The 12167-nt window shown below is 42.6% G+C and carries 11 protein-coding genes, 1 tRNA gene and 1 pseudogene; 11 read left to right on the forward strand and 2 right to left on the reverse strand.

All coding sequences use genetic code 11. The annotated features are described in order from the left end of the window. Nucleotides 1-80: 80 nt before the first annotated feature. The 3 genes from A6D97_RS20315 (at nt 81) to gltS (ending at nt 2270) form a co-directional block, all read left to right on the forward strand. Nucleotides 81-530: an L-alanine exporter AlaE gene (locus tag A6D97_RS20315; protein WP_017062062.1), complete on the forward strand. Its 450-nt coding sequence runs from the start codon at nt 81-83 to the stop codon at nt 528-530. Nucleotides 531-710: 180 nt separating this feature from the next. Then, nucleotides 711-801, forward strand: a tRNA-Ser gene (locus A6D97_RS20320). A 254-nt stretch (nt 802-1055) separates the two neighbouring features. Further along, nucleotides 1056-2270 (forward strand): sodium/glutamate symporter, encoded by a 1215-nt coding sequence (gltS, locus tag A6D97_RS20325; protein ID WP_017062061.1) that lies wholly within the window; start codon nt 1056-1058, stop codon nt 2268-2270. A gap of 64 nt (nt 2271-2334) precedes the next feature. Here the strand turns inward: gltS and A6D97_RS20330 are convergent, their stop codons facing one another. Beyond that, complete coding sequence (locus A6D97_RS20330; RefSeq protein ID WP_052879051.1) at nt 2335-3087, reverse strand: DeoR/GlpR family DNA-binding transcription regulator; 753 nt, start codon at nt 3085-3087, stop codon at nt 2335-2337. A gap of 9 nt (nt 3088-3096) precedes the next feature. After that, a complete protein-coding gene (locus tag A6D97_RS20335; protein WP_065585136.1) occupies nt 3097-3801 on the reverse strand; it encodes a glycerophosphodiester phosphodiesterase family protein in 705 nt (234 codons plus the stop codon). 273 nt (nt 3802-4074) lie between these two features. On the opposite strand from A6D97_RS20335, the gene A6D97_RS20340 reads away from it, so the two are divergent. The 8 genes and pseudogenes from A6D97_RS20340 to A6D97_RS22265 form a co-directional block, all read left to right on the forward strand. Next, entirely contained in the window at nt 4075-5088 is a 1014-nt protein-coding gene (locus tag A6D97_RS20340; RefSeq protein WP_065585137.1) for a C4-dicarboxylate TRAP transporter substrate-binding protein, read from the forward strand. Between the two features lie 107 nt (nt 5089-5195). Next, nucleotides 5196-5660, forward strand: a complete 465-nt coding sequence (locus tag A6D97_RS20345; protein ID WP_065585138.1) for a TRAP transporter small permease — start codon at nt 5196-5198, stop codon at nt 5658-5660. A 9-nt stretch (nt 5661-5669) separates the two neighbouring features. Beyond that, on the forward strand, nt 5670-6953 hold the full coding sequence (locus A6D97_RS20350; RefSeq protein WP_065585139.1) for a TRAP transporter large permease: 1284 nt from the start codon (nt 5670-5672) through the stop codon (nt 6951-6953). Between the two features lie 35 nt (nt 6954-6988). Continuing rightward, nucleotides 6989-7774, forward strand: coding sequence for an HAD-IIB family hydrolase (locus A6D97_RS20355; RefSeq protein WP_017062047.1), 786 nt, complete (start codon nt 6989-6991; stop codon nt 7772-7774). Nucleotides 7775-8536: 762 nt separating this feature from the next. Next, nucleotides 8537-9520 carry an LPP20 family lipoprotein gene (locus tag A6D97_RS20360; RefSeq protein WP_065585140.1) on the forward strand — a complete coding sequence of 328 codons (984 nt, stop codon included), beginning with the start codon at nt 8537-8539 and terminating at the stop codon, nt 9518-9520. Nucleotides 9521-9570: 50 nt separating this feature from the next. Continuing rightward, entirely contained in the window at nt 9571-10554 is a 984-nt protein-coding gene (locus A6D97_RS20365) for a hypothetical protein (protein WP_029236521.1), read from the forward strand. A gap of 15 nt (nt 10555-10569) precedes the next feature. Then, on the forward strand, nt 10570-11181 hold the full coding sequence (locus A6D97_RS20370) for a lipoprotein (protein ID WP_017072104.1): 612 nt from the start codon (nt 10570-10572) through the stop codon (nt 11179-11181). Between the two features lie 84 nt (nt 11182-11265). Next, nucleotides 11266-12167, forward strand: a pseudogene (locus A6D97_RS22265) (murein transglycosylase); the annotation flags it as partial.

The following is a 12167-nucleotide window of genomic DNA, read 5'->3' on the forward strand; positions in this document are numbered from 1 at the left end:
TCTGGTGAGGTGCAAATGTGCCTTGTTTATATGTTACTAAATCACTAATTAAGCAGTGATATATTTTAGGTTTGTCGTCAATGAAGTCTCGTGGTCCATTTTGTATTCGAAACGCAGCTGCGGATACATTTGCTATGGTCGTTTTCTGTTTTATTTCTGGCATGATCGTAGAAGTGTTTATTTCTGGTATGACGTTTGAGCAATCTCTTGCTTCTCGAACGTTATCTATTCCTGTAAACATTGCTATCGCTTGGCCTTATGGCGTTTTTCGTGATTGGTTCTTACGCAATGGTGCAAAACTTTCAGAAAGCTCATTGATGAAAAACTTGTCTGATTTGATGGCATACGTGTTATTCCAGTCTCCAGTGTATGCGGGTATTTTGTTGGCAGTGGGTGCTTCAGGCGACCAGATCGTTACGGCTGTCACCAGTAATGCAGTTATCTCGTGCGGTATGGGCGTACTTTACGGCTACTTCCTCGATATGTGTCGTAAATGGTTTCGAGTTCCTGGCTACTATCAACAAGCTTAAGAAAAGCAACAAGCGTAAGTGCAGCGAAAGAATGAAATTTGGTTTGTTTTTGATCTAATGAGTTAATTTGTAATCGAACAAACCGAAAAAGGCACTTTTTTTGAGAATGCCCCTTGACCAAAGCAAGCAGAATCAATAAAGTAGCGCCTCGTTGAGTGACATGCTCAACACACAATTTGTGGAAGGATGGCTGAGTGGCTTAAGGCGCTCGCCTGGAAAGCGAGTATACGTTTATAGCGTATCTGGGGTTCAAATCCCCATCCTTCCACCACTATTCAAAACCCTAGCAGAAATGCTGGGGTTTTCTCGTTTTAGAGCCTCTATATCCCACCTCATCTGTATACCTCCCTAATATCCGTTCCTTTAATCATTGCTTTATAGTTATAATCTCTATTAATACCGTCGCAGAATTAACCATATTAGGTGTTTTTATCATAGACAATCGCTTGATTTTTTGGCGTGAACCTAGATTATTAATAGTACGCAATATTATGAATAATCTAACTATTAGGAATCCATAACCTCATGACAGAAACCCTAGTTTCTCCAATGCTCTCTTTTACGATCGCGATTTCATTACTGTTTATCGGTAAAGGTTTGATCGAGCGATCTGAAGTATTAAGAAAGTATTCACTGCCAGAGCCTGTGATTGGTGGCTTTGTCTGCGCAGCGACCGTAGCGGCGCTTTACTATATTTTTGAAATCCAAATCACTTTTAGCCTAGATGTCAGAGACTTTTTGCTTCTCTACTTTTTTGCTGGCATCGGGCTCCAAGCGGATATTAAAACACTGATTAAAGGCGGGCGACCGTTGTTCATCCTACTGTGTCTTGCTGCCATTTTTATCGTGTTGCAAAACGTAGTCGGAATGGCAGTCGCTTCTGGCTTTGGAATGGATGCGAAAGCAGGCTTGCTATCTGGGTCTGTTAGCTTGATAGGCGGCGTAGGCACAACGTTAGCTTGGGCGCCAATGTTTGTGGAAGAGTTTGGTATTGCTAACGCGCTCGAACTTGGTGTCGCTTCAAACACGGTTGGTTTAATTGCAGCGTGTGTGATTGGTGGTCCGATTGCGAACTACCTGCTCAATAAACACAAAGTAAGCCCTTCTAATGAAGAAGAGGTTACGGTTGGTGCATTCCAAGAGAGTGAAACAAAAACAGAGCTTAGCCACTACGGCGTTCTGTGGGCGTGGTTGATTCTTAACTTAACACTAATGCTGGGTTACAGCTTGAGTGAAGTTATCGACTCGATGGGCCTAAAACTGCCGTTATTCGTTAGCTGTTTGATCGCAGGTATCCTAATCGGAAACGTTGGTCGCGCACTGTTTAAGAAACGTCGTACACAAGAGAAAATCGCTCAAGGCCGCAAAGGCTTAGCGATGATCTCTGATATTTGTTTAGGCATGTTCTTGACCATGGCATTGATGGGGTTGCGTATCTGGGATCTCGATGGACTGTTTGGCTATATCTCTGTTGTCATGAGTATCCAGATCTTGCTTTCCCTGTTGTTTACTGTGTTTGTCGTTTATTACTTGATGGGAAGAAACTACGATTCTGTGGTGATATGTTCAGGCTTCGGTGGTATCACTCTAGGCTCGACCGCAACAGCAATTGTGAACATGACGGCAGTAACTCATCGATATGGCGCAAGCCCACAAGCATTCATTGTGGTGCCATTAGTATGTGGTTTCTTTGTTGATTTGATCAACGCATTGGTGATCAGTTTCTTTGTTGGTCTGTAGCGCTAATTAAGAGCAATTGTCTTAAGCAAAAAAAGCCTAGCTGTGATGCTAGGCTTTGTTGTATTCAAGTATGAGCATTCTCTTCTACTAAGTGTATGTTTAGCTCCGAAGGTAATTGGCTGCTATTGGTGTATATGCGGTCAAAGTCATTCAGTGACGCTACCTTTAGAGCGGCAAAGCGTCCCCATTTACTGGCATCCGCGACAAGCCAGCTTTCACGGCTGTTCTTTATGATTGATTTGGATAGGTCAGCCTCAACTTGCTCATGTTCCATAGCGAAATGACTGTCTGTTACTGAGCCACACCCACAGATGCCAATGTCAGCTTCAAAATCGGAAAAGAAGTGGACCACGCTACTGCCCACCATGTCTTGGTGTTCTCGTCTGAACAAACCACCGGCCAAATACACTTCAATTTGCTCGTTTGCTTCTAAGATACGGGCCACTTGTAGGTTATTGGTGATCACTCGTAACGCGGGCTTTGCCAACAAATACTGCGCAATTCGAGTGACGGTCGTACCAATGCCCATCATGACGGTTGAACCTTCAGGTATCGCGTCGGCAACCGCCATCGCAATACTGTCCTTTGTCTCTGACTCAACACCAGCACGGAATCGGTAGCTCGTGTTGGTGAGCGTTGTGGGTAAGCTAACGCCTCCGTGCACTCTTCGTGCTAGGCCTTGCTCGCACAGGTGGTTTACATCACGACGAATGGTTTGAGTGGTAACAGAAAAAAGCTCGGCTAAGTGGTCGATCTGTATATCTTGATTAGCCTTAAGCGTTGCGAGTATTTCTTTCTGACGATGGTTCAGTTCCATAGAAGCTCACTAAAATTGGTTTGGTACGTCGGTGATGATGTTATCGACACCAAGGTTGAAATATTTAGCCGCCAATTGAGGATCGTTCAGTGTCCATATTTTCAGAACCGCGCCTGAAGCTTTGATTGCTTTTGCTATTTTCTCATCAAGAATGCGGTGATCGATATGAATGCTGTAAAGATCAAGTGATTGAAGGGATTCTAGGCTGAAATCGTTCCACACTTCGCAGATAAAACCACGTTTAACCTCTGGCATCATCTGTTGGCAAAGACTTAGCGCCTCTTTTTTGAAGCTTGAGATGAGCAGTTTTTCAATAGGGAACTGCTTTTGCTCAATCAGTGCGATCACTGTTTCAACTAGAGGCTGAATAGCCTTATCGTCGTAAATTTTGATCTCAAGGTTCAGAGTTACATCAAGTTCTAGGCATTTGTCGAACGCTTCACTCAAAGTAGGAATCGTTGTCCCCGCGAATTCGCTACCAAACCAACTGCCAGCATCTAAGGTCTTGAGTGTGGTTAAGTTTAAATCGGCGATATTGCCCGTTCCGTTAGTACAACGATTGACTGTCTTGTCATGAAAAAGCATAGGGATGCCATCAGCGCTCAACTGGGTATCAATTTCAATCCATTTAGCACCAGCTTTCGCTGCTTGTTCAATACTCACTAACGTATTTTCAGGTGCTAAAGACGCGGCACCGCGGTGGCCTGTGATCATAATTCAATCTCGATGTTCATTTGAAAACTCAGGAAACAGTAGCTCTACTTTATTACAGATTTATTATCTATCCGCTATATCTACTTATTTTAAATGAGAGCTAGCTAAAAGGTGTTGTACAGAGTTTATACAATAGTGAGACCTTATACTCACAATGTTCAAGTCGGTAAGATTAATGTTCATATGAATGTAATAATTCACTCACATACTCTACGAAAACTTAATAACCCCCTCTATATTTAGAAAACGATAGCCACATAAAGGTGATAAAAAATGAAAAAGCTATTAGGTACAGTAATTATGGCGGCAACGCTGCTTGTTGGTTGTGGTGAAGCTGACAAGGCTGGTTCTGAAGCTAAAGACGAGCCGATCAAGATCAACATGAGCCTTGTGTTCACTCAAAATGAGCTGCTTACACAAGAGCTAATCAAAGCGACCGACAAAATTCGAGAAAGAACCGATGGCTCGGTAAACATTAAAGTTTTCCCTGGTGGCCAATTGCCTGTTTACAAAGATAACTTGGAACAAGTGGTTAACGGTGCCAACTGGATTGCCGTAGAGGATTTGACTTATCTAGGTGATTACGTGCCTGACTTTGCTGCACTTGCAGGTCCAATGCTGTACAACACCTACAATGAATACTTAGCGATGATGGACACTGATTTCGTCGCTGGCCTTAAGACTAAAGCGGAAGAGAAAGGCATCAAAGTACTGAATGCAGACTACATGTTTGGATTCCGCCACATGATCACCAATAAAGAGATCGTTAACTCTGATGACATGAAAGGCATGCGTATTCGTGTTCCACAAAGTCAGCTGTTCATTAGCACACTTTCAGCAATGGGCGCAGCTCCAGCTTCTCTTCCATTCCCTGAGACCTATGCAGGTGTTCAACAAGGCGTTGTTGACGGTCTTGAAGGTTCTATCCTGACAATGTACTCAACCAAGATCTACGAAGTGGCTAAGAACATGTCTTTGACTAAGCACTTCCTTGGCACAGTGGGTATCTACATTTCACCAACGCTTTGGGACAAATTTACGCCAGAGCAACAACAGATCATCAACGAAGAGCTAGAGGCTGGCGCTGAATCTAACACTGCTGAGCTAGTTAAATTGGATGTTGAATACACTCAGAAACTTGAAGAGCTAGGCGTTACCTTCAATGAAGTGAATTCTGAAGAGTTCAACCAGTTGACGGCAGATGTGTACAACCAGTTCCCAAGCTGGAGTGAAGGTATACACGCGACGATCATGAAAGAGCTAGAAACGATCCGAGCTGCACAGTAATCCTGCATACGTCAATTAATTAGTTAATGATTACGGCCTAACTATTCTTAGGCCGTTTTATTCCTGAAATACCCACGTTGTATTCGGTATTTCGCTGGAGAAGTCTTTTGTTTTTATTGAAAAATATTGAAGAAATCCTCGCTTCTATCGCTATATCGATCACCGTTTTGGTTGTTATCGTTAACGTCGTCCTGCGTTATGGATTTGGCTTTGTTGTCCCGTGGAGCGAAGAGTTGTCGGTTATTTGCTTCATTTGGGCTGTCTACTTAGGGATTAGCTCCTGTTACAAACACAAGCTTCACATGGGTGTGGACGTGGTGGTTGCCATGTTGCCAGAAAAAGCAAAAATCCCATTTAGGCTATGTGTTTCCGTTTTCCTACTGGCTCTGAACCTCTTAATGGCAGTTCTGAGTTATCAATATCTCATGTTATCTAACAAGGTAACGCCAGTCATGGGCGTATCATATTTTGTTATCAATGGCGTGTTGTTGCTTTGTTTCTCATTGATGGCGATCCACACCGTTCGATTTATCGCGAGCGATGTCGCTTCTCTAAAGCGCTCTTCTAAGTAGGTACGATTTATGGAAAGCTATCTTCCAATCCTTATTCTGTTCGTTCTATTTCTATTGAATATCCCCATCGCGTTTTCTCTGATCGCATCAGCGATGGTTTACTTTCTTTTTATCAATGACTCTATTCCGGTGAGCTTGGTTATGCAGCGCTTTATTAGCTCTGCTGAGTCTTTTCCGTTGTTGGCTATTCCGTTCTTTATCATGGTGGGTTCGGTGATGAACTATGCGGGGATCAGTAAGAGCTTACTTGCCTTTGCTGATTCTATGATTGGTCACAAAACCGGTGGCCTTGCTCAAGTGAATGTAGCATTGAGTACTCTGATGGGCGGTATCTCTGGATCTGCCAATGCGGATGCGGCGATGCAGTCTAAGATTCTTGCTCCTGAGATGACCAAGCGTGGTTACGACTTACCATTCACGGCCGCTGTAACAGCTGCTTCATCAAGTATCAGCCCTGTGATTCCACCGGGTATCAACCTAATCATCTTTGCTTTATTAGCGAATGTGTCGGTCCATCAAATGTTTATTGCGGGTTACGTTCCGGCATTTTTGATGGCGCTGTCGCTGATGGTGACGATCGCGTTCATCGCTCGCAAACGTCGTTACAAACCGTCGCGTTCTGAGCCAGCTTCTGCCAAAGAGCGCTTTCATTATTTCCTGAAAGCGATTCCGGCACTGTTGATCCCATTTGGCATTATTTTAGGCATGCGTTTTGGCTTGTTCACGCCTACTGAAGCGGGTGCGATTGCTGTATTACTCTGCGCGATTATTGGCATCTTTGTCTATCGTCAACTGGGCTTCCGCCATATCCCGCTGATCATGCGTGAAACAGTGCAAGGCACCAGTAGTGTCATGTTCATCATTATCGGTGCCATGGTCTTTGGTTACTACATGACGCTAGAGCAGATCCCACACAATGTTGCGTCTGCGTTGATTGAACTTACCGACAACAAGCTCGTCTTGCTGTTGTTGATTAACGTACTGCTGTTAGTGGTTGGCATGTTCATCGAAGGCGGTGCTGCGATGATCATACTCACGCCATTACTATTGCCAGCTGTGCTTAACCTAGGCGTTAACCCGGTTCACTTCGGCATTATTGTGATTGTGAATATCATGATTGGTGGTGTGACTCCGCCATTTGGTTCGATGATGTTTACGGTTTGCTCGATTTTAAAAGTTCGTATTGTCGACTTCGTAAGAGAAGTGGCTCCGTTGTTGCTAGCACTACTTACGGTTCTGATGTTGCTGACTTTCTCTGAAAGCTTAGTGATGTTTTTACCGAATTTGCTTTAACACTGTTTAGTGATTGATTGTTTAGAGGTGTAGAAATGAATTCGGTATCGAATGAATTGAACCAAAATTGGAAAAAGATAGATTGGGTGTTAACCGATGTGGATGACACCTTAACGTGGCAAGGTCAATTGCCTCCTGAAACCTTGATTGCGTTAAGCAAGCTACGTGATTCAGGGAAAAAAGTAGTTGCGGTAACGGGCGCATGTGCAGGGTGGTGTGATCACATTGCTCAGTTGTGGCCTGTTGATGCGGTTCTCGGCGAGAACGGCGCGTTCATTATGGAAAAGAAAAACGGTTATCTGACATTGCGCTCTGATATCCCTTTGCCAGAAGTCAGTGCCAATCAGAGTAAGCTGAAAGAACAAGTATTGGCTATTTTGGGCGATTACCCAGAGCTCAGTTTAACGCTGGATCAGTCTTACCGCCTGTGTGAGGTGGCAATCGATATCGGTCAAAACCGTCCTAAAGTCGACGATGCCATTATCGAAGAGATAGTCTCTAAGATTCACGCGTTAGGTGCACATGCGACAGCAAGCTCTATTCACATCAATGCTTGGTATGGTGAGCACTCTAAGAAAGCGACATCGACCGCTTTTCTTAAAGAGAAGGGGTTATCTGACCAAGAGATACTTGAGCGTAGTTGCTATGTCGGTGACTCGATGAACGACCAATATATGTTTGAAGCCTTATCAAATAGCGTTGGGGTATCTAACATTCAGCACTATTGGCAACGCCTTGAACACCATCCAGTCGTTGTGATGACTCAACCTGGCGGATATGGTTTTGCCGAGTTTACGGACAAGTTACTCGCGCTAAAATAGTCAGAAAGACATGCTCAAACCCTTCATAGATAAAAGTGAAACTACCCTTAAGGTGGTATCTGTACTTTCTGTCTATGAAGGTTATTTTTAATAAGGATTCATTGTCTGTTGGTGTTTTATTTGGTTTCTTGGTTCGATTTAAATAGAAACTAAAAATAATTTATCTTCCCACAAGATCTACTTCCCATCTTTATTTATCCGCTAATGGCCTATATTTCTGATATCCATTTAATTAGACCTTATTTTCATTTTTATCAGTATTGGCATGAGAAATAGACAGCTCATTTCTGTAAATCCCGCGCGATAGTGATTTATTAACATTGTTGTGATTAACGGAATTTCATTTTTTCGAGTGTCTGTCTGGTATCTTTATTTAGGGTAGAGACTAAAATCTGCTGTTAATATCAAATTTGTCATTGAGATCAGTATCTCACTTTTATTGAATGAATATCACTTTTTTAATCAAAGTTATGTGTATTTTTTGAACCGAAATTCGGTTTTTTTAAGACTTTGTTCACGTTTTTATCAATGGAAAATAAAGAGTTATTGTGTAATTTATAATTTACATTAATTGCCTAAAAATCAAGGCTTTGTATTGTCTTTTTTGTTAATTAACGGAGGTTTTGTATGAATTTGATGTGTGAGATCAATAGAAAATAAATATATTTGGCTCAAAAATGAATCAAACTATAAATTTGGTCGTTTGAATGTTTAATTTTGAGGATATAAGATTGCGACAAACTTTTTCGATGTTGGTTCCAAATGTCTTCAAATAAAAAAATAGTTCGCTTTTTCATAGCGCTATTCGCGTTGCTTGTTCTTTCTGGCTGTCAATCTACAAAACCTGAATGGTATCTAAAGCCTAAAGTAGACAGTGACGAGTACATTTATGCAGTTTCTCAAGCGCTAACTCTGTCTCATGCTAAAAAAATTGCTGTAAACAACATCAACGAAAAGTTATGGACTCAAGTCGAGTCGTCTTTTTACATGAGAGACACCGTTCGAGAAACCAATGGTAAGGGTTTTTCAAATAGTCTAGTTGATAACAAAGTTAATACTAAGACTGAATCCTTGACCTTAAATGGTATCGAATATGTACAAATGGAAGAGAATGATCTTGGTGCGTTTGTCGAAGTAAGAGTGAAAAAGTCACTCGTGACTCAACAGTTGATTCGCGAAATAAAAGATCTAAACCGTAAATCTCAAATCGAACTTGATGCGCTTTCTCACGAAGATAAATTACTTTGGTGGTTAGACAATCGCAGTGTTTATCAAACTGAACACGATGCTTCTGTGCGTATCGCAATGCTTTCATCTCTGAAGCCTAGTTATAAAGCTGACATCAGCGCAATCGAACTGCTGACTATTATACACCAAAAACTAAGCAGCCAAATTAACATCCGTCTCTCTTCAGATAGAGAGTCAAGAAAAGCAATTGAACTGCTGGGGAACCAGTTATCAGAGTTCAATATCGCGACCTCAACTTCAAAGAACAAAAACCAAACTCATGTGTTGAAAGTGGATTCTGAGCGTCGAAGAAACAAAGTCGGAGACGCGTATATTTCAACCTTGGTCTCTAATGTCAAAATTATAAATAAGAAATCTAAAACAGTGTCACGTAGTGAAATTATCTCTACAGGAAATTCTGTAACTAGCTACAAATATGCCGACGAAGGGGCTGCTCGCCACTTTGATGAGCAAATAAAAGAGAAAGGGATTTGGACTGCGCTGGGCTTAATTAAATAGCGAACCTCTAGTCCTAGAAAAATAAAATAAACATATTCGGGAGAGAATATATGTTAAAGAAAACGTTAATGGCTAGTGCGGTACTTACTATCTTGACTGGTTGTTCGAGTACGCCTGTAGAGGTTTGCACACCTGATACTCGCGTCGAAATTGAGCAAGCTGACGTAACTATCCCATCAACAGAAGACGTTAAAGTTATCGTACTTTCGCCAGATATTTCTTTTCAAGATGAAGCGCGAACAAAGCTGATTTCTTCAATGCGAAATGAGCTTGAAAGTCAGATTTCCAGCTCCGGTGCAGAATTGGTCGATCGTACTTTAGCTAATAAGCTTAAGAAAGAGCTAATGTTCGCCGAGCAAAGTGGCCGATACAACACCAAAGGAGCGTCGGTAGCAGATATTGCAATCATTACTGAAATAACGGCATCAGACCTTACTTACAAGTACAAAGAAGCTCGTAAGAAAACTAAGGATGATGGTGAAGTGAAATATTACCCAGCTGAATGTAGATTCGAGGTTGATGTTAAAGCAGTCACGAAAGTGGTTTCAGTCCCAAGTATGACATTGCTTAAACGCTTTGAAATGGAAGGTGATGAGCAAATTACAGTAGAAGAGCGCAGTTCTGATTGTCCAATCACAATTGGACAATATCAAAGCCTAGCTAGCAAAGCGGCTATGGAAGCGGTTGAACATACCTATGACTTAAAGCAAATGTTGGCAGCAAGTGCTCATGTATCCGAGCTTCGTCAGTGCCAACACGGCAGCATGGTGAAGTTAAATATGGGTAAGAATAAAAAGGTCACACCAGGGGCTGAGGTATTGTTTTCAAAAGCAATGAAGTCAATGGAAGGCGATACGGAAATATTCCCTATTGGTACCGGCCATGTTGTAAACAATGAACACAACGCAGTGACACCAAATTATTCTTGGGTGTCGATTGACGAAGAAACAGCTCTTAAAGTTCAAAAAGGCTCTTTAGGCAAAATGGTGCCAGAAGGCTGTCACTGGGCAGATATAGAATGCACGCTTAAATAGTCAGGTAATTAAAAAATGAAAAAACTACTTATTGCAACTTCACTAGTAGCAGTTCTAGCTGGCTGTCAGAGCAACAACGCGACGGTTAAGGAAGCGCAAAACTTCGCTCCATGTACTTTCCCAGATGCACCTACCGTATCTGCGCCTGGTTGGATTTGTGACGTGATACCAAGCGATATCGCTGCAGCGGCAAAAGGCTACTCCAAGAAGAGTGCAGCTGGTATGAGCGTTATGCGAAAAGTTGCAGTCAATGATGCTCGTGTAAACCTTGCAGCTGAGTTTGAAACTGACGTGAGCAACCTATTCCAAGCGGCTACTGAAGGTGTGATTTCTACATCGGCAGCAGAGGGTGTAACGCTAGTGACTGAAGATGTTCAAGAGACATTCGAGAACATCACTAAGACAGTCGTGAATAAAACGCTTACTAACAGCCGCATTATCGTAAGCCAAGCAAGCCCAACGGGTGGCCTGTACGTTCTAGTCGGTATGGACCAAGCTGCATACGATGCGAATATGAACAAAGTAATTGATGAAGTTGGTGGTGAAGATTCTGCTTTGTGGGACCAATTCAACAATGAGAAAGCGGCAGCAGACCTTGCGGCGGCGTTCGACGCATTGAAAAAATAACCGCGAACGGAACCGCGATTAGTATTAGTGAAAAAGGCCGCCAGTTGAGTGGCCTTTTGTCTCTATACACTCTGGGAGTGAACTATGTACAAAATGATCAATAAGACCGTGTTAGCTGCAGTTATTTCGGCAGCTATTAGTTCTCAGGCATTTGCTGTGTCAGAAGAACAAAAGCAGCAGCTAAACAATGCTGTTGCCAAAGCAAGCCAGTCTCAAGAAGACAAGATCAAAGAGTTTCATGCTTACGTTAATGCTTATCTGGATGAGTACGAAGCTTGGCGTGATGAATATACTAACAACCTCGATGAGCGAAGAACCGATCTAATCAAGACATGGGGTGAGGGTGAGGTTTCATCTCAAACCAAGCAGGTGGATTACTCTCAAGACGATCAGGTGAAAACTTCAGTCGATTACGAAACCAATACTGCAACAGTATCTGTATTGGTGGATGAAGATAGCAGCCCAGAAGAGATCAAAGCGCTTGTTAAAAACATTCCGGTTGAGGTTGCTGGTCAAAACGTTGAGCTAGCGGAGCTAAAAGCAGAAGACCACGCGGTGCTTTACTCTTTGGAGAAAGAGCAAGAAGAGAAAAACTTCGTTATCCAGCAGACGCAAAGCCAGATGAATGAGTTGGATGTGCAAGCCGAGCGATTGATTTTATCTGATACTGGTATTCCAGACTCTTTCATTTACCAGCGTGCTCATAACAAGAAAATGGCACTACTGGCAAAAGCTCAGGAACGTATTGCGGCGCAAACCAAGCTGTATGACGAAATGCGTGCCAAACATGGTATTGAGGTTAAACGACCAGAGCCAGAAGTTGAGATCGTAAAGCCAGCTGAAAAGGTTGAAGTATCAAAAGAGGTTGCCAAGCTAGAGCCTGCGCCAACAGAAAAGCAGCCGCCAAAAGTTGTGGAAAAAGTCGTCGAAAAAGCACCACAGCCACAAGTGGTAAAGCCTAAGCCAGCCGTTGACGTTGCGGCGGG

The sequence above is a fragment of the Vibrio sp. ZF57 genome, assembly GCF_001691235.1.
Lineage (GTDB): Bacteria > Pseudomonadota > Gammaproteobacteria > Enterobacterales > Vibrionaceae > Vibrio > Vibrio crassostreae_C.

Coding starts and splice junctions, on each gene's coding strand:
- A6D97_RS20315 (WP_017062062.1), top strand. CDS start 81: ATGAAGTCTCGTGGTCCATTTTGTATTCGAAACGCAGCTGCGGATACA.
- gltS (WP_017062061.1), top strand. CDS start 1,056: ATGACAGAAACCCTAGTTTCTCCAATGCTCTCTTTTACGATCGCGATT.
- A6D97_RS20330 (WP_052879051.1), bottom strand. CDS start 3,087: ATGGAACTGAACCATCGTCAGAAAGAAATACTCGCAACGCTTAAGGCT.
- A6D97_RS20335 (WP_065585136.1), bottom strand. CDS start 3,801: ATGATCACAGGCCACCGCGGTGCCGCGTCTTTAGCACCTGAAAATACG.
- A6D97_RS20340 (WP_065585137.1), top strand. CDS start 4,075: ATGAAAAAGCTATTAGGTACAGTAATTATGGCGGCAACGCTGCTTGTT.
- A6D97_RS20350 (WP_065585139.1), top strand. CDS start 5,670: ATGGAAAGCTATCTTCCAATCCTTATTCTGTTCGTTCTATTTCTATTG.
- A6D97_RS20355 (WP_017062047.1), top strand. CDS start 6,989: ATGAATTCGGTATCGAATGAATTGAACCAAAATTGGAAAAAGATAGAT.
- A6D97_RS20360 (WP_065585140.1), top strand. CDS start 8,537: ATGTCTTCAAATAAAAAAATAGTTCGCTTTTTCATAGCGCTATTCGCG.
- A6D97_RS20365 (WP_029236521.1), top strand. CDS start 9,571: ATGTTAAAGAAAACGTTAATGGCTAGTGCGGTACTTACTATCTTGACT.
- A6D97_RS20370 (WP_017072104.1), top strand. CDS start 10,570: ATGAAAAAACTACTTATTGCAACTTCACTAGTAGCAGTTCTAGCTGGC.